General features: G+C 56.4%; 23 protein-coding genes and 1 pseudogene. 11 read left to right on the top strand and 13 right to left on the bottom strand.

What is annotated here, in order from left to right; genetic code table 11:
• Positions 1 to 132: 132 nt before the first annotated feature.
• The 5 genes from KHU33_RS16560 to KHU33_RS16540 form a co-directional block, all read right to left on the bottom strand.
• Positions 133 to 1326: an aminotransferase-like domain-containing protein gene (locus KHU33_RS16560; protein WP_211464871.1), complete on the bottom strand. Its 1194-nt coding sequence runs from the start codon at positions 1324 to 1326 to the stop codon at positions 133 to 135.
• Positions 1327 to 1483: 157 nt separating this feature from the next.
• Entirely contained in the window at positions 1484 to 1942 is a 459-nt protein-coding gene (locus tag KHU33_RS16555; RefSeq protein WP_211464869.1) for a RidA family protein, read from the bottom strand.
• A 155-nt stretch (positions 1943 to 2097) separates the two neighbouring features.
• On the bottom strand, positions 2098 to 2976 hold the full coding sequence (locus KHU33_RS16550; protein ID WP_211464867.1) for a DMT family transporter: 879 nt from the start codon (positions 2974 to 2976) through the stop codon (positions 2098 to 2100).
• A gap of 47 nt (positions 2977 to 3023) precedes the next feature.
• Positions 3024 to 3617 (bottom strand): LysE family translocator, encoded by a 594-nt coding sequence (locus KHU33_RS16545; protein WP_211464881.1) that lies wholly within the window; start codon positions 3615 to 3617, stop codon positions 3024 to 3026.
• Positions 3617 to 3937 (bottom strand): DUF2917 domain-containing protein, encoded by a 321-nt coding sequence (locus KHU33_RS16540; protein ID WP_230414324.1) that lies wholly within the window; start codon positions 3935 to 3937, stop codon positions 3617 to 3619. Before KHU33_RS16540 ends, KHU33_RS16545 begins: the two co-directional genes overlap by 1 nt.
• Before the next feature lie 125 nt (positions 3938 to 4062).
• Here KHU33_RS16540 and KHU33_RS16535 point away from each other — a divergent pair, with 125 nt between their 5' ends.
• From KHU33_RS16535 to KHU33_RS16515, 6 genes and pseudogenes are all read left to right on the top strand, one after another.
• Positions 4063 to 5529: an aminotransferase-like domain-containing protein gene (locus KHU33_RS16535; RefSeq protein ID WP_211464865.1), complete on the top strand. Its 1467-nt coding sequence runs from the start codon at positions 4063 to 4065 to the stop codon at positions 5527 to 5529.
• A 117-nt stretch (positions 5530 to 5646) separates the two neighbouring features.
• Complete coding sequence (gene htpG / locus KHU33_RS16530; protein WP_211464863.1) at positions 5647 to 7560, top strand: molecular chaperone HtpG; 1914 nt, start codon at positions 5647 to 5649, stop codon at positions 7558 to 7560.
• Between the two features lie 266 nt (positions 7561 to 7826).
• Positions 7827 to 8333, top strand: coding sequence for an arsenate reductase ArsC (locus tag KHU33_RS16525; protein WP_211464861.1), 507 nt, complete (start codon positions 7827 to 7829; stop codon positions 8331 to 8333).
• Complete coding sequence (locus tag KHU33_RS16520; protein WP_211464859.1) at positions 8330 to 8986, top strand: aquaporin; 657 nt, start codon at positions 8330 to 8332, stop codon at positions 8984 to 8986. Before KHU33_RS16525 ends, KHU33_RS16520 begins: the two co-directional genes overlap by 4 nt.
• A gap of 29 nt (positions 8987 to 9015) precedes the next feature.
• A pseudogene (locus tag KHU33_RS26460) lies at positions 9016 to 9105 on the top strand (arsenate reductase (glutaredoxin)); the annotation flags it as partial.
• Position 9106: 1 nt separating this feature from the next.
• Positions 9107 to 9445, top strand: a complete 339-nt coding sequence (locus KHU33_RS16515) for an ArsR/SmtB family transcription factor (RefSeq protein ID WP_211464857.1) — start codon at positions 9107 to 9109, stop codon at positions 9443 to 9445.
• Positions 9446 to 9519: 74 nt separating this feature from the next.
• Here the strand turns inward: KHU33_RS16515 and KHU33_RS16510 are convergent, their stop codons facing one another.
• The gene (locus KHU33_RS16510) at positions 9520 to 10482 is read right to left on the bottom strand and encodes an NAD-dependent epimerase/dehydratase family protein (RefSeq protein WP_211464855.1); all 963 of its coding nucleotides are present in this window, start codon (positions 10480 to 10482) and stop codon (positions 9520 to 9522) included.
• Between the two features lie 11 nt (positions 10483 to 10493).
• Positions 10494 to 11708 carry a glycine C-acetyltransferase gene (gene kbl, locus KHU33_RS16505; RefSeq protein ID WP_211464854.1) on the bottom strand — a complete coding sequence of 405 codons (1215 nt, stop codon included), beginning with the start codon at positions 11706 to 11708 and terminating at the stop codon, positions 10494 to 10496.
• Between the two features lie 92 nt (positions 11709 to 11800).
• Here kbl and KHU33_RS16500 point away from each other — a divergent pair, with 92 nt between their 5' ends.
• A complete protein-coding gene (locus KHU33_RS16500) occupies positions 11801 to 12391 on the top strand; it encodes a helix-turn-helix domain-containing protein (protein ID WP_211464853.1) in 591 nt (196 codons plus the stop codon).
• Between the two features lie 87 nt (positions 12392 to 12478).
• Here KHU33_RS16500 and KHU33_RS16495 read toward each other — a convergent pair whose 3' ends face one another.
• On the bottom strand, positions 12479 to 12934 hold the full coding sequence (locus KHU33_RS16495) for an outer membrane lipoprotein (RefSeq protein ID WP_211464852.1): 456 nt from the start codon (positions 12932 to 12934) through the stop codon (positions 12479 to 12481).
• 390 nt (positions 12935 to 13324) lie between these two features.
• Here KHU33_RS16495 and KHU33_RS16490 point away from each other — a divergent pair, with 390 nt between their 5' ends.
• Genes KHU33_RS16490 through KHU33_RS16475 form a run of 4 tightly spaced genes read left to right on the top strand, consistent with a single transcriptional unit; the run spans position 13325 to position 16620 of the window.
• Complete coding sequence (locus tag KHU33_RS16490) at positions 13325 to 13594, top strand: hypothetical protein (RefSeq protein WP_211464851.1); 270 nt, start codon at positions 13325 to 13327, stop codon at positions 13592 to 13594.
• Positions 13594 to 14361: a prolipoprotein diacylglyceryl transferase gene (locus KHU33_RS16485; RefSeq protein ID WP_211464850.1), complete on the top strand. Its 768-nt coding sequence runs from the start codon at positions 13594 to 13596 to the stop codon at positions 14359 to 14361. Before KHU33_RS16490 ends, KHU33_RS16485 begins: the two co-directional genes overlap by 1 nt.
• Positions 14342 to 15160 (top strand): tetratricopeptide repeat protein, encoded by an 819-nt coding sequence (locus KHU33_RS16480; protein ID WP_211464849.1) that lies wholly within the window; start codon positions 14342 to 14344, stop codon positions 15158 to 15160. Before KHU33_RS16485 ends, KHU33_RS16480 begins: the two co-directional genes overlap by 20 nt.
• Positions 15157 to 16620 (top strand): radical SAM protein, encoded by a 1464-nt coding sequence (locus KHU33_RS16475; RefSeq protein WP_211464847.1) that lies wholly within the window; start codon positions 15157 to 15159, stop codon positions 16618 to 16620. Before KHU33_RS16480 ends, KHU33_RS16475 begins: the two co-directional genes overlap by 4 nt.
• An 83-nt stretch (positions 16621 to 16703) precedes the next feature.
• On the opposite strand, the gene KHU33_RS16470 is transcribed toward KHU33_RS16475, so the two are convergent.
• The 5 genes from KHU33_RS16470 to KHU33_RS16450 form a co-directional block, all read right to left on the bottom strand.
• Entirely contained in the window at positions 16704 to 17453 is a 750-nt protein-coding gene (locus tag KHU33_RS16470; RefSeq protein WP_211464845.1) for an SDR family oxidoreductase, read from the bottom strand.
• Positions 17454 to 17465: 12 nt separating this feature from the next.
• Positions 17466 to 18713 (bottom strand): phenylacetate--CoA ligase family protein, encoded by a 1248-nt coding sequence (locus KHU33_RS16465; RefSeq protein ID WP_211464843.1) that lies wholly within the window; start codon positions 18711 to 18713, stop codon positions 17466 to 17468.
• 61 nt (positions 18714 to 18774) lie between these two features.
• On the bottom strand, positions 18775 to 19578 hold the full coding sequence (locus KHU33_RS16460) for an ABC transporter ATP-binding protein (protein ID WP_211464841.1): 804 nt from the start codon (positions 19576 to 19578) through the stop codon (positions 18775 to 18777).
• 98 nt (positions 19579 to 19676) lie between these two features.
• On the bottom strand, positions 19677 to 20999 hold the full coding sequence (locus KHU33_RS16455; protein WP_211464839.1) for an ABC transporter substrate-binding protein: 1323 nt from the start codon (positions 20997 to 20999) through the stop codon (positions 19677 to 19679).
• A 25-nt stretch (positions 21000 to 21024) separates the two neighbouring features.
• On the bottom strand, positions 21025 to 22101 hold the full coding sequence (locus tag KHU33_RS16450) for a branched-chain amino acid ABC transporter permease (RefSeq protein ID WP_211464836.1): 1077 nt from the start codon (positions 22099 to 22101) through the stop codon (positions 21025 to 21027).
• Between the last annotated feature and the right edge of the window lie 34 nt (positions 22102 to 22135).

Here is a 22135-nt window from a genome sequence, read left to right as displayed (position 1 = left end):
TTTCGCCAATGAAAAACCCCCAAAGTTGGTGTCCAACTTTTGGGGTTCAGTTCATTCAAGTCGGCTTTTTTTCGGCTGGCCTGACGCCTGATGAATAGGCCATAGGCGCTTGCAAAGATACTTACATCGGCATCAAAGTTTCGACGCAATCAATTTGCCCAGCCGCTCAATTCCTTCGCGTATCTTGGCCGGCGGCACGGTAACGAAACTCAGGCGCAAGGTATGCTGCTCCGGCGTATTGCCATAGAACGGTCCGCCCGGCACGAACGCCACGTGCTGTTCCACCGCTTCCGCCAGCAGCTTGACGCTGTCGATATGCTTGGGCAAGGTCACCCAGATAAACATGCCGCCTTCCGGCTTGGTCCAGCTGGTACCGCTTGGAAAATAGGTTTTCAGCGCATCCAGCATGGCGTCGCATTGATCCGAATACAATTTGCGGATGGTTGGAATATGCTGATCGAGGAAGCCGTCTTTGATGGTCTCGTACACCACCATCTGCGTCAGCTGGGCGGTATGCAGATCGGTAGCTTGTTTGGCTTGCTCCAGCTTTTCGATCAGCGGCCGCGGCGCTACCACGTAGCCCAGGCGGATTCCCGGCGTCAGGATCTTGGAGAACGATCCCATGTAAATCACCCCGCCCGGATTCATGCTCAGCATCTTAGGCAGCGGTTCAGCGCGATAACTGAGTGCGCCGTAAGGATCGTCCTCGATCAGCGGCAAACCGAGCCGCGCACAGATATCCACCAAAGCGTGACGACGTTCTACCGACAAAGTACGGCCGGTAGGATTCTGAAAATTCGGCAGCGCATACAACATGCGCGCGCCCTGTCCCAGGGTTGCCACGGTTTCCGGGATCAAACCGCCTTCGTCGCTAGGCAACGAAACGAACTCAGGGCCGTACAGCGAGAACGCTTGCAAAGCGCCCAGATAACTAGGGGTTTCGACCAGCACCTTGCTGCCTTCGTCGATCAATACCTTACCCAGCAAATCCAGGCCCTGTTGCGAACCGGAAGTCATCATGACTTGATTCGCCATGATCTTGGCGTCGCTGGTCGACAAGGAATTGGCCACCCACTCGCGCAGCGGCCCGTAACCGTCGGTCGGACCGTATTGCAAGGCTACCTTGCCTTGCAGCGACAGCACCTTGTCAAACGCCGCTTTCAACGGTTCGACCGGGAACGTAGCCGGCGACGGCAGGCCACCGGCGAAGGAAATGATTTCCGGACGCATGGTGATCTTGAGGATTTCGCGGATGGCCGAACTTTGCAACTTCTGTGCGCGCTGCGAAAAATGCCATTGCAGCGGCGTTGGATTTTCGATTTTCATACTATTCTCTTCAAGTGATCTTGTTCTGAGAGACTGTCGCCAATCGCTCCGGCCGGAGCCGGATGCATATTGCAACAGCCTGCGGTTTTTATGATCTGCCGTCTCCTGGGCTGGCAGCGGATAGCGCTACCAGGACTATGCCGCTACGTTGTGCGGACTACTCTATTTCAGCAATCATTTCAATTTCCACGCAGGCGCCCAACGGCAGCTGCGCTACGCCAAATGCCGAACGGGCATGCTTGCCCTGCTCGCCAAACACTTCGCCGATCAATTCGGAAGCGCCGTTGGTGACCAGATGCTGCTCGATAAAATCAGGTGTTGAATTGACCAGGCTCATCAGTTTGACGACGCGCTTGACGCGCTTCAGATCGCCGCCGCAAGCTGCTTGCAAGGTCGCGATCAGGTCAACCGCAATGCCGCGCGCGGCCAGCTTGGCTTCTTCGGTAGTAATGTCCTTGCCCAATTGGCCGACCCAGATCTTGCCGTCTTTCTTTGACAGGTGACCGGACAGGTAAACCGTATTGCCGCTTTGGGCGTACATCACGTAAGCGGCAGCGGGTGCGGCTACCGCAGGCAATGTGATATTCAGGGCTTGCAACTTTTCATATACAGACATCTGACACTCCGAAAAAAGATCATTTGTCGACGCTTTTGGCGCCAGCAACAATGACGGGATAAATGAGATACAGCCGGTTTGATACGGCCAATGAGCGATTATCTCACTTACCGTCAAGTTTGCGAAAGCCTGGCTTGAGATTTTGCCATGCGGGTTTAGGCCGCCTGCCGCCGCACCGCCATCTTGCGGCCAAACGCCACCACTATCAGCACTGCCAGCGCAAACAGCAGATTGCTGCCGTCGAGAGCCTCGTCCAGCAACAGCGCCGCACCCAGCAAGGTCAGGAACGGCTGCAATAATTGCACCTGGCCAACCCGCGCAATCCCGCCCAGCGCCAGGCCCTTGTACCAAAAGAAGAAACCGATAAACATCGAGAACAACGATACGTAGGCGAATCCGAGCCAGGCCTTGGGCGAAGCGTTAACCCCGTAACGCCAGCCTAGCCACACGGTTATCGGTAGCACGATCGGCAAAGCCAATAGCAGCGCCCAGGCGATGACTTGCTGCCCGCCCATGGTTTGCGACAAGCGCCCGCCTTCCGCGTAGCCCATGGCAGCCGCCGCCACTGCCGCCAGCAAGGCCAGGTCAGCGAGCTGTAAACCACCGCCACCCTGGCTTAGTGCGAAAACGATAACAATGGCACTGCCGATTACGGCGGCAATCCAGAATCCGGCCGAGGGCCGTTCGCCAAACCGCAAGGCGCCAACCATGGCGGTCGCCAGCGGCAAGATGCCGAGCACGATGGCGCCGTGCGCTGCTGGCACATAGCGCATCGCCACCGAGGAAAACACAGGAAAGCCGATCACCACGCCCAAGGCTGTCACCGCCAGTGCTTTCCATTGCGCAGCGGTTGGCAGTGTTGCTTTCAGCTTCCACAGCAGCAGCATGGAACATAAGGCCGCCACCACGGCCCGGCCGAATGCGACAAACACCGGATTCAGTTCGGCCACCGCCATCCGGGTAAACGGCAGGGTCAGGCTGAATACCGCCACGCCGACCAGCCCCAGCCACATGCCCTTGGATTCGTCCGTCATGGCGCTTGTCTTTCGAATGGTTATCGGAGCAAAAAGCGGAGCCAAAATCAAAGCCAGATCGAAACCGCGGAATAGATCGTCAACAACACCATCACCGTACAAAACACGCGCTGCCACAGAGGCTGCGCCAGGTAGCGCCGCAAGACCGAACCGGCGCCGGCCCAGACGCTCACGCACGGCAGGTTGATGACGCAGAACACCATGCAATAGATGGCAATCGACAGCCAGATCGGCTGCAGCGGCGGCATAAATGCCGAAGCGCTGGTGATCGCCATGATCCAGGCTTTCGGATTGGCCGCTTGAAATGCCGCCGCACCGAGGAAGGTCATCGGTCTATGGCTGCTGCCGACTTCCGATTTGAAAGACATATGGCGCAGCTTCCAGGCCAGATACAGTAAATAGGCCGAGCCCAGGGTTTTCAGGATCACGTGAATCGATGGCAAGGCCAGCACCAGGCCGCCGATGCCGGCTGCGCACAGCACCAGCATCACGCCGAAACCGAAGGTAACGCCGAGCATGTGCGGGATGGTGCGGTTGAAGCCGAACATGATGCCGGAAGAAGTCAGCATGATGTTGTTCGGCCCCGGCGTGATCGACGACACGAAGGCGAATACGGCCAGCGGCAGCAAGGTCTCCAGCATCATGAAACGCTCGTCGCAGGATGGAAATCGAGGCCGCGCAGACGCGCCAGCATCAGACGCAACACAGTCATCCCGCCGCGTTGCGGCTTGCGGTTCAGGGTAATCCGGCTATTTCCCGGGTCCGCCTCGACCACCACCATGCGGCCAGGCAGCAGCCTCAGCGAGCGGCCCGCATGCAGCCAATGGTCTTCCGGCTGTCCTTCAAAGGTAACCCAGACACGGCCGCTGACTACGCGCAAGGTTAAGTGACTGTCGGTAACGCCGGACAAGGTGCTGCCGGCCGTCATGGTATGCGTCTGTTGTTTAAATAGAGTCTGCATGGTTAAGTCGCTTCAGGTATTGTGACTTCAGGAATTTAGGTCTATGCTAATCGACAAATCCAATACAGTACCAATACACTTTATCAAGTAATTTCTAACATTGTCCCGGCAAAACTACCAATACAGTGACCAACACACTCTCCCCACGCAAGCTGAACCGCAGCCAGACGCCGGCCGCGCCCCAGCTCTTGTCACGCGATAGCGACACCTCGCTGGTCGAGCAGATCGTGCGCACCATCGAAGCCCGCATCAACGACCGCCTGTTGCGCACCGGCGCCCGCATGCCGTCGATCCGCCAGTTTGCCGATACTCACGGCGTGTCGCGCTTTACGGTGGTGGAAGCCTATGACCGGCTGGTAGCGAAAGGCTGCCTGGAATCGCGCCGCGGCTCCGGCTTTTATGTGCGCGAACGGGCGCCGCTGATCGCCAGCGACAACAGCAACGGCTCCAGCGACAAGCGGCCGCCGCTGATGGATGTGGTGTGGCTGGTGCGGAATATGTTTCGCCAGTTGCCGACCAAAAAAATGCCCGGCTCAGGCATGCTGCCCATTGATTGGCTGGATGCCGACCTGATCGCCAATGCCTTACGCAGCATCAGCCGGCAGAATCCGGCCCAGCTTCTCTCCTACGGCAACCCGCAAGGCTTCCTGCCGCTGCGCCAGCAATTGCAGCTGAAAATGGCCGAGCTGGAAATCGCTGCGACGCCGGAACAATTCGTCACCACCACCGGCGTCACCCAGGGACTGGATCTGGTAGCGCGCCACTTTACCCAGCCGGGCGATGTGATTTTTGTCGACGATCCTTCATGGTTCTTGATGTTCGCCTCGTTTGCCGCGCTCGGCGCCAAACTGGTCGGCGTACCGCGCCTGGCGGACGGCCCGGATATGGCCAAGCTGGCGGAGCTGAGCGCGCTGCATAAACCCAAGCTGTATGTGATGGTGTCGGTATTGCACAATCCGACTTCGACCTCGCTCTCCGCAGCCAAGGCGTTCCAGATCCTCAAGCTGGCCGAGGAACACGATTTCATGATCGTCGAAGACGATATCTATTGCGATCTCCATCCGGGTTCCGCAGTACAGCCGGCGACCCGCATCGCCACCCTGGACCAACTCAATCGCGTGATCTACATGGGCGGTTTTTCGAAGACGCTGTCGCCCAATCTGCGCTCGGGCTTCATCGCCACCTCGCACGAACTGGCGCAGCATTTTGCCGACCGCAAGATGCTGTCGACCCTGACCAGCGCCGAAATCGGCGAACGGGTGATCTACAAGATCCTGTCGGAGGGCCATTACCGCAAGCATGTCGACCGCTTGCGCAACAAACTCGACGGCGTGCGCGACCGCACCATCCGGCAGATGGAACGCATCGGCATGACGGTCGATATCAGCACGCCGGCCGGCATGTTCGTCTGGGCCGACGCCGGCTGCGATACCAATGTGCTGACCGAAAAAGCGCTGGCGCAAGACTATCTGCTGGCGCCCGGCAGCTTGTTCTCGCCCAAGCAACTGCCGTCCTCGCGCATGCGTATCAATGTGGCGGCGATGTCGGATCCCGGCATCTGGCGCTTTCTCGAAAGCGAATGTGGCAAATAAGGCAATATTGCAGGCGCAATGATGCGATGCCGCCCTTGAAAAACCCCGATAGCACCCCACTTCGAATAGCATTAAGCTTTTTATATAATCTCACTTTTTATTTGGACAGAGGAAACAATGGCCGTATCCGAAAAGCAAACCCTTGGTTTTCAGGCAGAAGTAAAGCAACTGCTGCAATTGATGATCCACTCGCTGTATTCCAACAAGGAAATTTTCCTGCGCGAGCTGGTTTCCAATGCATCCGACGCCGCCGACAAGCTGCGCTTTGAAGCGATCAACAACGGCGCCCTGTTCGAAAACGACCCCGAGCTGAAAATCAAGGTCGGTTTCGACAAGGCCGCGCGCACCATCACCATCTCGGACAACGGCATCGGCATGAGCCGCGACGAAGCCATCTCGCACCTGGGCACTATCGCCAAGTCCGGCACCAAGGAATTTTTCTCGAAACTGTCCGGCGACCAGCAAAAAGATGCGGCCCTGATCGGCCAGTTCGGCGTCGGCTTTTACTCTGCCTTCATCATCGCCGACAAGATCACGGTTGATACTCGCCGCGCAGGCGCTGCCGCCACTGAAGGCGTGCGCTGGGAATCCGCCGGCGCCGGCGATTTCAGCGTCGAAGCGATCGACAAGCCGTCGCGCGGCACCACCATCACCCTGCATCTGCGCGAAGGCGAAGATGAATACCTGTCGGCCTGGAAACTGAAATCCATCATCCGCAAATATTCCGACCATATCTCGCTGCCGATCGTAATGCAGAAAGAAGAATGGGACGAAGAGAAAAAAGAAACCGTGGTCAAGGACGAATACGAAACCGTCAATCAGGCCAGCGCTCTGTGGGCACGCAACAAGTCCGACATCACGCAAGAGCAATACAGCGAATTCTACAAACACGTTTCGCACGATTTCGAAGCACCGCTGACCTACACCCACAACCGGGTCGAAGGCCGCAGCGAATACACGCAATTGCTGTACATCCCGAGCCACGCTCCGTTCGATCTGTGGGATCGCAACAAGCGCAGCGGCATCAAGCTGTACATCAAGCGCGTCTTCATCATGGACGACGCCGAACAGCTGATGCCGGTCTATCTGCGCTTCGTCAAGGGCGTGATCGATTCCAGCGACCTGCCGCTCAACGTCTCGCGTGAAATCCTGCAAGAATCGCGCAATGTGCGCGTGATCCGCGAAGGCTCGACCAAACGCGTGCTGGGCTTGCTGGAAGAATTGGCAAACAGCGACGAGCAGGCGCAAAAGGACAAGTACGCCACCTTCTGGAAAGAATTCGGCCAGGTCTTGAAAGAAGGCATAGGCGAAGATGCGACCAACAAGGAAAGAATCGCCAAGCTGTTGCGCTTTGCCTCCACCAGTAACGACAGCGACGCCCAGACCGTGTCCTTCGCCGACTACATCGGCCGCATGAAAGAAGGCCAGGACAAGATCTACTACGCCACCGGCGAATCCCATGCGGCTGCCAAGAACAGCCCGCACCTGGAAATTTTCCGCAAGAAAGGCGTCGAAGTCCTGTTGCTGACCGATCGCGTCGATGAATGGATGCTGTCTTTCCTGCAAGATTTCGAAGGCAAGGAACTGGCCTCGGTGGCCAAGGGCGGCCTCGATCTCGGCACGCTGGAAGACGCAGCCGAGAAGAAGCAGCACGAAGAAACCGAAACCCAGTTCAAGGACCTGGTTGAAAAGATGAAGGCTGCGCTGGCCGACAAGGCCAAGGATGTGCGCGTCACCTTCCGTCTGACCGATTCGCCGGCCTGCCTGGTGGCCGATGAAAATGAATTGTCGGGCAATCTGCTGCGCATGCTGAAGGCCGCCGGCCAGGAAGCGCCGGACTCCAAGCCGATCCTGGAAATCAATCCGGATCATCCGCTGGTGCAACGCCTGAAGTACGAAGAAGCCAAGTTCGGCGACTGGTCGCACATATTGTTCGATCAAGCGTTGCTGGCGGAAGGCGGCGCGCTGGCCGATCCGGCCGGTTTCGTCAAACGCCTGAATGAAATGCTGTTGGGCATGACTGGCAAATAAGGCTGGACGGGCCGCCATATTACGCGGACTCGGCAGGTACAAAGGGCTGGAAGACATACATGTCTTCCAGCCCTTTTTTTGAGATTCTTCACGGATTACCGATAAGGCAGCATTTCAACATTATCGATAATTCGAGAAATATCAAATTAATGATGACCTTACCCTCGAATCCATTTTATACTTCAACTATTCTAGAAATATAGAATATATTCAACGGGCATCACGAACACAAAACCGCTATTTCCGCATTGACAGCCGAGAACAATATGACTGACAAAATATTCAACGTGCTATTTCTATGCACCGGCAATTCCGCGCGCAGCGTGATGGCCGAAGCACTGGTCACAATCCTCGGAAAAGGCCGCTTCAAAGGTTTCAGCGCGGGCAGCAAGCCAGGCGGTAAAGTCAATCCCTTCGCGATTGAACAAATCAAGAATTTCGATCCTACCTACCCAACAAGTGAAATGCGGAGCAAGAGCTGGGATGAGTTTGCACTGCCGGATGCGCCGTGCATGGATTTCATCATTACCGTCTGCGACAACGCGGCCGGAGAAACCTGCCCGTACTGGCCCGGGCGTCCTGCCACGGCCCACTGGGGATTTGAAGATCCGGCAGCGGTAGAAGGATCCGACGAAGACAAGCGTGCCGCATTTCAAGAAATATTCGGCCAAATCCTGAAGAGCATGAATGCATTCCTGGCACTGCCGGTCGAGACGATGGATGAGAATGCGATTCGGGAAGAGATCAGGAAAATCGGCGAGATGCCGGCATGACCACGCAAGCACGTCGTCTAGTCGCCGAAGGACTGGGGACTGCACTGCTGCTGGCGGTAGTGGTCGGCTCCGGCATCATGGCCGAGCGCCTGGCCGGTGGTAATGTCGCCATCGCATTGCTGGCCAACGCCATCGCAACCGGCGTCGGGCTGGTCGCGTTGATCTTGATGTTTGGCACCATTTCGGGGGCGCATTTCAATCCGGTGGTGACTATGTCGGAAGCCTGGCAAAAAAACATGCCGGCGTCCGAAGTCTTGCCGTATATCTTGGTGCAGGTAATCGGCGCCTTTGCTGGCGTCGCAGCTGCGCACTTGATGTTTGTCGCCACGTTTGGATTGCTGGCCGTGATCATCGGTTGTTCGCGCAGCCGGCCATCGGTGACACCGTTCGCGGTTGCCGCCTATATTACGGCGGCCTACTGGTTCACCTCATCGACCTCGTTCGCTAATCCCGCCGTCACGCTGGCGCGCGCGGCCAGCAATACCTTCGCCGGCATCCGGCCAATCGATGCACCTGGTTTCATCGTCGCGCAACTGCTTGGGGCGTCGGCGGCGACGTTGCTGTTCTGTTGGCTGTATCCCGCAGCACCGCAAGACGCAACCGTCGGCGGCACGGTGGCTCCAAGCGATTTCGCAGCCAAGAAGAATTCTTAAACAATCCTTCAAGAATCCATACAACTTTCATGAACATCACGATTTATCACAATCCCAGTTGCGGCACTTCTCGCAACACATTGGCTTTGATACGCAACCAACAAATACGAAACTCAATTCATGGAAACTAAAAACGCGCTTTCTGCATTTGCCGCGCTCGCGCAAGACTCGCGGCTTGCGGTCTTTCGTTTGCTGGTGCAGGCGGGTCCGTCAGGCATGGCCGCAAGTAAAATCGCTGAACAACTGGAAATTCCACCTTCGTCCCTGTCCTTTCATCTGAAAGAACTCAGTCACGCAGATCTTGTGGTGCCCCTTCAAAAGGGGCGTTTCGTTATTTACAGTGTGAACTTCGAAACGATGAATGCGCTGATGGCTTTCATGGCGGAGAACTGCTGTGGCGGCAATCCTTGCTCGCCGATATCCTTGGCGGCTTGTACGCCCAGAGAATCGGTTTCTTAAATTCGCGGCGCTATCCTCCGCCCAAAATAAGATAGCGGCGAACCGCTACCCCATCTGGGGCGGCTTAGGCTACATCAAGCCGCCTGTTCCTGCGTAACCGGCTTGCGTGCGACCAGATGCGCCAGCATGTCGTCGACCATGTCGCTCAAGCTGTATGCATGCGACCAACGCCACTCTTGCCGCGCCTTGGAATCGTCAATCGAACGCGGCCATGCATCGGCAATTGCTTGACGAAAATCCGGTTTGTAGGCGACTTTAAACGCCGGATAGTGCTGCTTGATGATTTCCACCAATTCGTGCGGCGAAAAGCTCCATGCCGCCAGATTGTATGAACCGGCGACCTTGATTTGCTCCCTCGGCGCACTCATCAGCTCGATAGTGGCGCGCACCGCGTCCGGCATGTACATCATCGGCAGCGTGCTGTCCGCACTCAGGAAACTGGTGTAGTCGTGGCCGGCGGCGGCAGCGAACAAAGCCTGGATCGCGTAGTCGGTGGTGCCGCCGCCCGGCTCAGCGGAATAGCTGATCAAACCTGGGTAGCGCAGGCTGCGAATATCCATGCCGTATTTTTCCGCGTACCAGGAACACCAGTGCTCGCCGGCCAGCTTCGAGATGCCGTAGACGGTCTTGGGATCCATGGCGCCGGTCTGCGGCGCATTGTCGCGCGGCGTCGAGGGGCCGAACGCTGCAATCGAACTCGGCCAGAATACTTTGGACAGCTTGGCCTGGCGCGCCACCTCCAGCACATTCAGGAGGCCGGTCATGTTCAGGTTCCAGGCCCATTCCGGATGCTCTTCGCCTTTGGCCGACAAGGCCGCCGCCAGGTGATAGATTTCGCCGATGTCATGCTGCAGCACCACCTCGGCCAGACGCCTGGCGTCGGTCACATCCAGTTTCTCGTATGCCAGTTCCTGGTGCCGGCCGATGGCTTGTATATCGCTCGCAACCACCTGCTGTGCGCCATGCAGCTTGACCAGCGCGGTCGTCAACTCGGTGCCGATCTGGCCGTTGGCGCCGATTACCAATATTTTTTTCATCGTTCGTCTCTTCAGTTTTTCACCAGGCCAAGCTCTTCGCCGGCTTGGCGGAAGATGCTGACTGCGCGCTGCAAGGTCGCCTCGTCGTGGACCGCAGACATCTGCACCCGGATCCGCGCCTGCCCTTGCGGTACGACCGGATAGAAGAAACCGACGGCGTAGACGCCAAGTTCATACAAGCGACGCGACAAATTCTGTGCGACCACGGCGTCATACACCATCAACGGTACGATCGGATGAGTTCCCGGCTTGATCTCGAAGCCGGCGTCGGTGATGGCTTTGCGGAAATAGACGGTGTTGCGCTCCAGACGGTCGCGCAATTCGGTGGACGCCTCCAGCAGATTGAGCGCCTCGATAGAAGCGCCGACGATCGCCGGCATCAAGGTATTCGAAAACAGGTAAGGCCGGGAGCGTTGCCGCAACAAGTCGATCACTTCGCGCCGTCCGGCAGTAAAGCCGCCGCTGGCGCCGCCCAGGGCTTTGCCCAGCGTGCCGGTAATCACGTCGACCTTGCCGAAGATGCCGCGTGCTTCGTGCGTGCCGCGTCCGCGTGCTCCCATGAAACCGGTGGCGTGACAATCGTCGACCCCCAGCAGGGCGTCATATTTATCGCATAGCTGGCGGATGACGTCGAGCTGCGCCACCGTGCCGTCCATCGAAAATACGCCATCGGTAAACACCATCGCGAAACGGGCATTGTCGGCTCGCGCTTGCTTCAGACAGCGCTCCAGATCTTCCATGTCGTTGTGGGCGTAACGGTAGCGCTTGGCCTTGCACAAACGCACGCCGTCGATAATCGATGCGTGGTTCAGCGAGTCGCTGATGATGGCGTCCTGCTCTCCCAGCAAGGGTTCGAACAGGCCGCCGTTGGCGTCGAACGCAGCGGCGTACAGAATGCAGTCTTCGGTGCCCAGGAAGGCTGCCAGGCGCTGCTCCAGCTCGCGATGGATGTCTTGCGTACCGCAAATGAAACGCACCGAACTCATGCCGAAACCGTGGCTGTCCAAGGCGGCGTGCGCGGCTTTGATCAAGGCCGGATGGGAAGACAATCCGAGGTAATTGTTGGCGCACAAGTTGATCAACTCACCGCTTGCGGTATTGATCTTGCCGCCTTGCGGGCCGAGGATAAGGCGCTCGGACTTCAACAGGCCGGCCGCCTGGATCGCAGTCAGTTCGTCGCGCAGGTGGGTGTAAAACCCGGCATTCGTGCTTGCATCTTGTGTCATTGTCAGCCTCAATCTTATATAATATATTGTTTTAATTCGATATATCGAACATAAATTCCACGATAATGTACAAAAACGAGGTTGTCAACCAGATGAGCAGCAATTCAGGTAAAAATTTGGAGGACGCACCGCCGAAGGTTGGCGATACCTTGGTGAAATTGCGCCAGGCCGACGGGCTCTCGCTGGACGCCTTATCGAAACGCGCCGGCGTCTCCAAGTCCATGCTATCGCAAATCGAGCGCAACCAGGCCAATCCGACGGTGGCGGTGGTCTGGCGCCTGGCGAATGCCTTGGGCGTGCCGATCTCGCTGCTGGTCGACGGCAACCAGCCTGCTCCGGCATCGATCGAAACCTTGCCCAGCCACGCCACGCCTTCGCTGCGCTCAAGAGACGGCCATTGCGTGCTGCGCATCCTCGGGCCGATCGAGCTGGCCGGCCAGTTTGAATGGTATGAACTGTCGGTGGAACCTGGCGGCTGCCTCGACTCGGAAGCGCACGAGCCGGCTTCGCGTGAACATCTGACGGTGCTGTCCGGTATATTGGAAATCCAGAGCGGCAGCAACGTCACCAAGATAAAAGTCGGCGAAACCGCAAGATATGCAGCTGACCGCCCCCACTACATCAAAAATGTCGGCAAGAATGCGGCCACTGCTTTGCTGGTGGTGATTCATAACGGGCAGTAAATCCGCCGCTGCACGTGGATAATAAAAAGGCTGGAAGACGATCATGTCTTCCAGCCTTTTGCTTTTACCAGCGCTTGATTCAACTTATCAGTGCGTAACCCGCGTAACGCCGCCCGAAGACAGCAAACGGACGCGGTCGCCGACGTTGAAACGTTCGTCTGCATCCTGGGTAATCGCGCGCAACTCGCCGTTGTTCAGGCGCACGGTGATTTCCAGCCCTGGGCGCTGGTTCAGATTATTTTCCACCTGGTTGCCGGCAATCCCGCCGAGTACCGCACCCACTACGCCAGCCGCCAGTGAGCCGTTGCCCTTACCGATGAGCGAACCGGCAGCAACTCCGCCCAGCGCGCCACCGGCCAAGGTGCCTGCGCCGTTGCCGCCGCGGTTCTTGTCGATGGTGACCGGGCGTATCGAATCAACCACCGCCATACGCACCGATTGCTCGCCCTGAGCCTGGCTGCTGGTATACACATTTGCCGAATTGGGCGTCACGGCGCAACCGCTCAATGCCACGATAGCGGCGACTACGATCAGTTTCTTCATTCTTGTTAACTCCGTCATAAATTGTTCTCACACTAAAATTGCCGCATAAAAATAAGCCACGAAACGCACCGACAGAGGGGTTGCCGAACCAGGCTATTGCAGCATCATTGGATTGCGTTTTCGCCAACGCCAACACCGCGCATTTTATCAACTATTTCATAAGCAGCCGGGACTTTGCCCAAAATACCCGGCCTGGTATACAGGCCGGCAACGCATTAATTCGGGTTCATCTAACAAAATCATCCCGATGGAACGCGTAAAAAAACGCCCCCAATGTGCATCCGGATGTCTTCAAGACTTGCCGATGAACCTGTACATGAAATTACTTCATGACAACTAAAGGCTATATAATCAATCTTCTCTGCCAAATTCAATTCCAGCAAGGCTCCCATGAAAACGCTGTTCAAAGCACTTAGTATTATGTTTTTTTTAGTACTGATGGTCGGCTTTGGCTTATGTGGTTTGCTAGGGATTGCTTCTGGCAGTAGCTACAAAACCAGTGGAGATGGCCTGCCTATTTTTCTCCTTGGGTGCGCAGGAGTAGGTATCAGTATCGCGCTGTGCTTCGTTATATACCGCATTGCCAAATATGGCAGTGTGTTTCGTATTGCAAAGAAACCGGAGTTTGCAACACAGCCAGATCAAGACCAATCCAAATAATGAAAGCGGTCGCCTTTTCCAGCACGACTGCGCATCTCATCCATCTGTTTTTTGAATGGGCAGCCATCGCATCCGGCGTCCAACTATATCGTTGGCAACGTGCCCATCAAGGCCTCTCTGGCATCTTGGAACCAGGACAATACGCGGTCATCATCGGCTGCATACTCGGTGCAGCGATCGGAAACAAGTTAGTGTTCTGGATGGAGTTTCCTCAGTTATGGGCGTCATCTTCCTTAGACATCAATCTCTGGATGTCCGGACAATCTATCGTCGGTGGTTTGCTGGGTGGGCTGTGTGGCGTAGAGATTGCCAAGAAACTGATCGGCGCCCAACGCTCAACGGGCGACAACTTTGTCTTGCCATTGATGTTGGGCACTGCCATCGGGCGCATCGGTTGTTTTCTGGCGGGGCTGCACGACGGCACTTATGGCGTACCCACCCGCATGCCCTGGGGCGTCGACTTTGGTGACGGCATCTTTCGCCACCCCACTCAACTGTACGACATTCTCTTTGTATTAATTTGGGGCGGCGTCATTTTGCTTTTTCAAAAACGCTGGCGCGAAAGTCCTGGCCTTCTTTTCAAATTTTATCTATCGGGCTATTTACTGTGGCGCTTACTGATCGATGGCATCAAACCGGTTCCCTATGAATATGCCGGTGGTCTTAGCGGCATACAGATCATGTGTCTATTGGCCTTACTGTGCTATCTCCCGTTTGTAATCAAACAATTTTTAAATTATAAAAAAAATGCGCCTCTTTTCCCGTGATCGATCACGTGCGGCATTACTGATAGTGAGTTTGAGTTTGATTGGTGGTACGGGTTGTATTACTGCCTCCATCGTCAACAGCGTGCAACAAAAAAATGCACAACGTGCGAATGCAGAAATGCAGAGAACAAAAATTGAAGGATATAAAGTAGCGGCCAGTCGCGGTGATCTGGAGGCTATGACACAACTTGGCATGGAATATGTAAATGGTTCGCCAAGCCTGGAAAGAGACATCCCAAGAGGCATCTCTTTACTTGAACAAGCGGCAGCCAAACAATATGGTCCCGCGGAATATGGCTTAGGCTGGCTTTTACTCAATGGCTCCAATCGACAGTATTATGGGAGAGATCTCAGCGCAGAACAATTACTTCCAGATCCCCCGCGCGGAATAGAATTATTAAAACGATCATCCACACGTTCTTGCAGCCCTTCACCTGTGTTTTTCAATCGCTTTCCTGCGCTTGACGTCAGTGAAATATATCGCAACAGCGGGATTATCAGGCAAGACATACAACAAGCCGACCTTTGGCTTGCGCGCAGTATCCTGGACTGCAGATATCCATTCCACACCGTGATTAGATACAGATTTCAAGTCTCAAAAGAAATTGATACAGCAGCTAAAATTAAAACGTCAGCTTTCCTCTTGATGCTGCCGGTCAGCGACAGCCTCACCAAACTACAAGCATCTATGTCTCCAGCAGACATGCAAGCGGCACAAGAAAGAATGGCAATGCTACGCCAAGCTGTCATCGAATCAAAACAACAATATCCCGCACCGCCTAACCCGAGCCAACGATGACGCGTAAAATCCGCCCTTACCTTTTTTACGACACGACCACTTCGGTCTGTTCAACCTGCCTGCATCCGGTTGAAGCCAAGATCATCTTTAAAGATGAGCATGTCTACATGGATAAGTGGTGTACTGCGCACGGCAGCGAGCGTGTGCTGGTCAGCGATGATATCGAGTATTACCGTTTGTGCCGCGAGGTGTTCGTCAAACATCCGGAAATGCCGCAAACGTTTAACACTAAAATGGAATACGGCTGCCCCTATGATTGCGGCCTGTGTCCAGATCATATGCAGCACTCTTGCTTATCCATCGTTGAGATTACTGACAACTGCAATTTAAATTGCCCCGTTTGTTATGCGGAAAGCGGCACTCATCGGGAACAGCATAAACCCCTGGCTGACGTCATTAAGATGCTTGATGCGGTTGTGGCCAATGAAGGCGAGGCCGATGTCATGCAATTGTCCGGCGGCGAGCCCACCTTACATCCGCAATTCTGGGAAATTCTCGATGCTGCCAAAGCGCGCCCGATCAAACATGTGATGGTCAACACCAACGGCATCGTATTGGCGCAAGATCCTGAGTTTGTGCAACGTCTGGCAAGCTATGCGCCAGGAATAGAAGTGTATTTGCAATTCGACTCCATGCGCGCAGAAGTACATAAGGTATTACGCGGCGCCGATTTAAGCCGTATCCGACTGCAAGCACTGAAAAATCTGAATGCGGCTGGCTTGTCCACCACTTTGGTTGTGACGCTGAAAAAAGGTTTGAATGACGATGAAATTGGCGCCATTATCGACTTCGCCTTGACGCAACCGTGTGTCCGCGGCGTCACCTTGCAGCCGATTCAAGATGCTGGCCGTGTAGAAAGTTACGATCCTCGCCTGCATCGCCTGACCGTTTCAGAAATACGTCGTAAGATCGCAGAGCAAACCAGTGTATTCACCTTGCAAGATATCGTCCCGGTGCCTTGCAATCCCGATACGCTGGCAATGGCTTACGCTCTCAAAACCGACGAAAAAACTGTCCCGCTGACACGATATCTTGATCCACAATCTTTAGTGGAAGGCAGCGGCAACACGATAGTTTTTGAGCGCGACGAAGCGCTCAAGAAGAATATGAAAGACCAGATATTTAAGCTGTTTTCGACTAACCATTCCCCGGAATCACAAGCCAACTGTCTTTCTGAATTAATGTGTTGCCTGCCTTTAATTTCTGCGCCGCAGACGCTGCGTTACGACAACGTGTTTCGGGTTTTGATTGTGCAATTTATGGATGCATATTCTTTGGATGTTCGCGCCTTGAAAAAATCCTGCATACATTTTGCCCAAGCTGATGGAAAAATGATTCCATTTGAAAGTTACAACCTGCTCTATCGCGACGACAAACGACTAACGGCCATCCGCAAAAGCATTGCGCAACAAACCACCAGCAGACGTGATCCCAGCCGCATTCCAATCAAGCTGTTGTAGCTGTTGAAATATTCCGGCAACACAACTGGGTCGGGACGCCTTCACCTCAAATCATCGTTTCTACCGTCTGGTCCGCCGCCTGATCAACGGCCGCCGGCGACATCGATAAATGTGCCGGTCGAATACGATGCCTCGTCCGATATCAGCCACATGATCGCGCGCGCCACTTCCTCGGCGCTGCCGCCGCGCCGCATCGGCACCGAGTCTTTGACACGATCCACTCGCCCTGGCTCACCGCCGCTGGCATGTATATCGGTATAAATGACACCGGGCCTGACCGCATTGACGCGGATACCCTGATCGGCAACTTCCTTCGCCAGGCCGATCGTCATGGCGTCGATAGCTCCCTTGGATGCCGCGTAATCGACGTATTCGCCCGGGCCGCCGAGTTTTGCCGCCATCGACGACAGGTTGACGATGGCGCCGCCCTGGCCGCCAAAGCGGGTAGACATGCGCCGGACGGCCTCACGGGCGCACAGGAAACTGCCGACGATATTGGTGGCGAACACGCGTTGCAAACGCGCTGCGTCCATCTCGTCGACACGCATCTGCCGCTCCAGCACCCCGGCGTTGTTGACCAAGGCGGTTACTGTGCCGAGTTGCGCATCCACCGTTTGAAACAGGTTCAGCACGCCGGCCTCGACAGCAACATCGGCGGCTACCGCAAGAGCTTCGCCGCCGGCCTTGCGGATCGCCTCCACCACCAGCTCTGCAGCGCCGCGGTTGTGGACATAATTGACGCACACGGCGTAACCGCGCATGGCCGCCAGATGCGCAGTGGCCGCGCCGATCCCGCGACTGGCGCCGGTAATGACAATCACTTGTTTCGACATGCCCTCGCTCCCTCATTCGTATTTACGGGCATCCTCAATGACTTTCCCGTCATTCGGCAAGCTGCCCGGCGCGACAAACACAACCTCGCCGCGTAGTTTAGTCACTTCGCGCAGACTGTCGGCTATCCGCTCTGCCACGAGGTCCGCCGTTACTGGCGCCTCGCAACGCAACGTCATCACATCGTTCGCCATTGCACCGCTCACCACCAGCCGCGCTTTCAGAATCTGCGGATGGCGTTTCAACACCTCCGCCAGCTGCGATGGATGGACAAACATGCCCCGCACCTTGGTCACCTGGTCGGCGCGTCCCATCCAGCCCTTGATACGGGTATTGGTGCGGCCGCATGGCGAGACGCCTTCCAGCACCGCAGACAAATCGCCGGTGGCGAAACGTATCAAAGGATAATCCGGATTGAAAGAAGTCAGCACCACCTCGCCGACCTCGCCCACGGCCACCGGATCGCCGCTGCCCGGCCGCACAATTTCCAGGATCAGATCCTCATCCAGGATCATACCCGGATTGAGCCGGCCGTCGCTCAGCGACTCATAAGCGATATTGCCGATGTCGGCCGAGGCATACAATTGCAGCACATGCGGCACGCCGTTGTCCTGGAGCCACTGGCGCAGCGACGGCGGCAAGGCTTCGGCGCTGAGCAGCGCCCGCTGCAGGGTGGTGATGTCGGCGCCCATTTCACGCGCTTTTTCGATAATGATCTTGAGGAAGGACGGCGTGCCGACATAGGCGTCGGGACGCAATGCCGACATCGCCTGCACCTGCAATTCGGTCTGGCCAATGCCGGCCGGAATCACGGTGCAGCCGAGCTTGCTGGCCGCCCCTTCGACCATGAAAGCCGCCGGCGTGAAATGATAGGCGAAGCAATTCTGTATCAGATGACCGGCGCGCAATCCCAAGGCCCGCATCGGCCGTGCGAAGCGCCACCAGTCCTGGCTATATCCTTCGGGATCGAAAATCGGCCCGGGTGAAACGTACAAGCGCCGCAGTTGCCGGTGCGGCGTTGTCGTCAAGCCGCCGAACGGCGGCTGTTGCGTCTGCAAACCATGTAGATCCGATTTGCGCGTAAGCGGCAATTGCGCCAGCGCGCCACGGTCCCGAATCTCGCCGGCTGACACCCCGTGCAGAATGCGCGCCCAGCCCGCTGTGCCTTGCGCCCGTGCGATCAGCTGCGGCAGATTTGCCATCAGCTCCGCCTCGCGTTGTTGCGGCTGGCGTTGTTCAAGGGGATCGAGAATGTCAGACATGGTGGGCCTGTATGCGTGGCGGGAAGCAGCGGATAAGAAATACGAACGTCAGATGAAAGCGTCAGGCCAGCCAGCGCTTGCGGCGCCGGTAGAACTTCATGTCGCGGAAATTCTTGCGCCCGGCCGCCGACACGCCTAAATAAAATTCCTTCACGTCTTCATTGCTGGCCAGTTCGCTGGCGGCGCCTTCCATCACTACCCGGCCGTTTTCCAGGATGTAGCCGAAATCGGCGTAACGCAGCGCCACCATGGTGTTTTGCTCAGCCAGCAGGAAAGATACGTTTTCCCTGCGATTCAAATCCTTGACGATCTCGAAAATTTCCTCGACCACTTGCGGCGCCAGGCCCATCGACGGTTCGTCCAGCAAAATCATGGATGGCTTGGCCATCATCGCCCTGCCGATCGCCGTCATCTGCTGTTCGCCGCCGGAGGTATAGCCGGATTGCGATTTGCGCCTTACTTTCAGGCGCGGAAAATAATCGTAGATTTTTTCCAGGTCGCGCTTGACCTGGCCACTGCTGATGTTGCGGGTATAAGCGCCGGTCAAGAGATTTTCCTCCACCGTCAGATGGCCGAAACAATGACGCCCTTCCATCACCTGGATCACGCCACGCTTGACCAGGTCGTTCGGCGTCAGGCGATCAACCCGCTCGCCCTTGTATTCGATGCTGCCTTTGGTGACATCGCCGCGTTCCGCCGACAGCAAATTGGAAATCGCCTTCAGCGTCGTGCTTTTGCCGGCGCCGTTGGCGCCCAGCAGGGCGACGATCTTCCCTTCCGGCACCGCCAGCGACACGCCTTTGAGCACCAGGATGACGTGATCGTAAATCACTTCGACATTGTTGATGTTGAGCGCTGTACCCATGCTTCCCTCTATCATGCCTGGCTATATATGGTGGCTAAAATCCGGTGATGAAAACGTCGGCAACCCGGTCGAGCGCCGACGCCTGAATTACTTCATGCTTACTTCATGCAAGCCGGAGTAATGCCCTTTTCCTTCGCGTACCTGGCGGCAGAAGCCTTGAACAGCGGATGGATCAGGTTCTTGTTGCCTTCGATCCAGTCGGATACCAATACCCACTTGCCGCCATCCCATTGCTGGATCTTGATCTTGCCGGAACCTTCATGGTTGTCGCAGGCAGTCTTGATTTCAGGCAGCAGGCCGGCAGCGCCCAGTTGCTGCAGGCGGGCGTTGGTGATGTTCAGATTCTCCAATCCCCAGCGCACGTCTTCGCCGCTCATCACCTTGCCTTTGCCATACTTGGTTTGCGCGGTGCGTATCGCTTCCACCGTGGCCACTGCCGCCGATACGCCACGGTTATATAAGATCGAACCGATCTTGGCCCTGTCCTGCATATTGCCTTTGCCGGCGCCATATACCACCTTTTCGATATCGGCAATCAGCGGCACGGTTTTGCCGGAAACATTCCAGGTCGCGCTCAGATACCCTTTGGCGGCGTCGCCGGCCGGGATGGTGTCCTCCTCAGAGCCGGCCCACCAGGAACCGATGATCTTGTCACGCGCGAAGCCGACTTTCTGCGCCGCTTTCAAGGCCGTCTGGTTCATCACGCCCCAGCCCCAGAAGATGACGTAATCCGGATTTTCCTGGCGGATTTTCAGCCATTGCGCGCCCTGTTCGTTGCCGGGATGGGCGACCGGGATCTGCACCAGCTTGAACTTGCCCAGCGTCGCCTCGGCTTCCAGCGCCACGATCGGTTCCTTGCCGTAGGCTGAGTCGTGGTACAGGAACACGATTTTCTTGCCGGCCAGCGAACCGCCGTTTTTACTTGCCAGGTATTTCACGATGGCCGACACCTGCATCTGGTAGGTAGTCACCAGCGGGAAGGCATACGGGAACACCGAACCGTCGACTGCATCGGTGCGGCCGTAACCCACCATCAGCAGCGGCACCTTGTCTTCCGCGGTCTTGTCGATCAGGGCATAGGCGATGCCGGTCGCCATGGCGTTGATCGCCGTGCCTTTGGTAGTCGGATTCTTGCCTTTCAGCCGTTCATAGCACTCGACGCCCTTGGCATTGTTGTACTCGGTTTCGCATTCTTCCCAGGACAGCTTGACGCCGTTGATGCCGCTCTCCTTCAGATTGACATAGCTCAGATAATCGATATAGCCGCCGTAATAAGACTGGCCATTATTGCCGTAAGGGCCGACCCGGTAACTGGGAATCGCAATGAATTGATCAGTCGCTTGCGCCATCGCCGGCAAGGCTGGCGCCAGCATGCAGACAGCAGCTGCGGCAGCAAGCATGATCTGTTGAAGGTTTTTCATTATCTTGTCTCCTAATACTGGTTATTTAATGCGGGAACGGCCACAAGCGCAGTTTTTCCTTGGTGATTTGCCACAGGCGCGCCAACCCGTGCGGCTCTACAATCAGGAAGAAAATGATCAGACCGCCAAACAGCATCATCTGGATATGCGACACCGTGGCGTTGGTAAATGGCAGATGCAGCCAGGCCGCCAAAGGCGGCAACACGTTATCCAGGAAAATCGGCAGCAGCAGGATAAAGGCGGAGCCGAGAAATGCGCCCAGAATGCTGCCGACGCCGCCGACGATGATCATGAACAGGATACGGAACGACAGATCCAGCGAAAAACCGTCCGGCTCCACCGAGCCCAGATAACAGAAGGCATACAGGGCGCCGGCCACACCGCAGAAAAAAGAACTGACGGCAAACGCCAGCAGCTTGGTCGGCATCAGGCGGATGCCGATGACTTCCGCTGCGACGTCCATATCGCGCACCGCCATCCAGGCACGGCCGGTGGAAGAACGCACCAGGTTTTTCGCCAGTAGCGCCATCACACAGACAATTGCCAGTACGAAAAGGTATTTCCTGACCGGGGTGTTGATGGCGATACCGAACAGATCGATTTTTTGCGCACTGATCACGCCGGAAGAACTTTCGTTGGAAAACCAGGGAAATTTGGTCAACACCCAGACCACGAAAAATTGCGCAGCCAGCGTCGCCACCGCCAGGTAAAAACCCTTGATCCGCAACGACGGCAAGCCGAACACCACGCCGACCGCAGCCGCGCAACAGCCGGCCAGGATGAAGGACAGCAGGATCGGAATGCCTTCCACCCGCAGCTGGAAATTATAGGCAGCGTAGGCGCCCACCGCCATGAAGGCCGCCGAGCCCAGCGACAGCTGGCCGGCGTAACCGGTCAATATGTTCAAGCCCAGCGCCGCCAGCGCAAATACCAGGAAGGGAATCAGGATCGCGGAAAACCAGTATTCGCTGCCGATCACGGGGATGCCGACAAAGGCGATGGCCAGCAAGATCGCCATGCCGATGCGATCCTGCCGGATCGGGAATATCTGGCTATCCGCGATGTAGGAGGTTTTAAACTGTCCGGCTTCACGATAAAGCATGCTATTTCTCCGTTCGCATTCTTAGAGTTCTCTT

Source organism: Collimonas silvisoli, assembly GCF_018305005.1.
In the GTDB taxonomy this organism is placed as follows: Bacteria; Pseudomonadota; Gammaproteobacteria; order Burkholderiales; family Burkholderiaceae_D; genus Collimonas; species Collimonas silvisoli.
Note: the sequence above shows the minus strand (reverse complement) of the source record. Positions and strands in the feature narration are given on the sequence as shown.

Coding starts and splice junctions, on each gene's coding strand:
- KHU33_RS16560 (WP_211464871.1), bottom strand. CDS start 1,326: ATGAAAATCGAAAATCCAACGCCGCTGCAATGGCATTTTTCGCAGCGC.
- KHU33_RS16555 (WP_211464869.1), bottom strand. CDS start 1,942: ATGTCTGTATATGAAAAGTTGCAAGCCCTGAATATCACATTGCCTGCG.
- KHU33_RS16550 (WP_211464867.1), bottom strand. CDS start 2,976: ATGACGGACGAATCCAAGGGCATGTGGCTGGGGCTGGTCGGCGTGGCG.
- KHU33_RS16545 (WP_211464881.1), bottom strand. CDS start 3,617: ATGCTGGAGACCTTGCTGCCGCTGGCCGTATTCGCCTTCGTGTCGTCG.
- KHU33_RS16540 (WP_230414324.1), bottom strand. CDS start 3,937: ATGCAGACTCTATTTAAACAACAGACGCATACCATGACGGCCGGCAGC.
- htpG (WP_211464863.1), top strand. CDS start 5,647: ATGGCCGTATCCGAAAAGCAAACCCTTGGTTTTCAGGCAGAAGTAAAG.
- KHU33_RS16525 (WP_211464861.1), top strand. CDS start 7,827: ATGACTGACAAAATATTCAACGTGCTATTTCTATGCACCGGCAATTCC.
- KHU33_RS16520 (WP_211464859.1), top strand. CDS start 8,330: ATGACCACGCAAGCACGTCGTCTAGTCGCCGAAGGACTGGGGACTGCA.
- KHU33_RS16515 (WP_211464857.1), top strand. CDS start 9,107: ATGGAAACTAAAAACGCGCTTTCTGCATTTGCCGCGCTCGCGCAAGAC.
- KHU33_RS16510 (WP_211464855.1), bottom strand. CDS start 10,482: ATGAAAAAAATATTGGTAATCGGCGCCAACGGCCAGATCGGCACCGAG.
- kbl (WP_211464854.1), bottom strand. CDS start 11,708: ATGACACAAGATGCAAGCACGAATGCCGGGTTTTACACCCACCTGCGC.
- KHU33_RS16500 (WP_211464853.1), top strand. CDS start 11,801: ATGAGCAGCAATTCAGGTAAAAATTTGGAGGACGCACCGCCGAAGGTT.
- KHU33_RS16495 (WP_211464852.1), bottom strand. CDS start 12,934: ATGAAGAAACTGATCGTAGTCGCCGCTATCGTGGCATTGAGCGGTTGC.
- KHU33_RS16490 (WP_211464851.1), top strand. CDS start 13,325: ATGAAAACGCTGTTCAAAGCACTTAGTATTATGTTTTTTTTAGTACTG.
- KHU33_RS16485 (WP_211464850.1), top strand. CDS start 13,594: ATGAAAGCGGTCGCCTTTTCCAGCACGACTGCGCATCTCATCCATCTG.
- KHU33_RS16480 (WP_211464849.1), top strand. CDS start 14,342: ATGCGCCTCTTTTCCCGTGATCGATCACGTGCGGCATTACTGATAGTG.
- KHU33_RS16475 (WP_211464847.1), top strand. CDS start 15,157: ATGACGCGTAAAATCCGCCCTTACCTTTTTTACGACACGACCACTTCG.
- KHU33_RS16470 (WP_211464845.1), bottom strand. CDS start 17,453: ATGTCGAAACAAGTGATTGTCATTACCGGCGCCAGTCGCGGGATCGGC.
- KHU33_RS16465 (WP_211464843.1), bottom strand. CDS start 18,713: ATGTCTGACATTCTCGATCCCCTTGAACAACGCCAGCCGCAACAACGC.
- KHU33_RS16460 (WP_211464841.1), bottom strand. CDS start 19,578: ATGGGTACAGCGCTCAACATCAACAATGTCGAAGTGATTTACGATCAC.
- KHU33_RS16455 (WP_211464839.1), bottom strand. CDS start 20,999: ATGAAAAACCTTCAACAGATCATGCTTGCTGCCGCAGCTGCTGTCTGC.
- KHU33_RS16450 (WP_211464836.1), bottom strand. CDS start 22,101: ATGCTTTATCGTGAAGCCGGACAGTTTAAAACCTCCTACATCGCGGAT.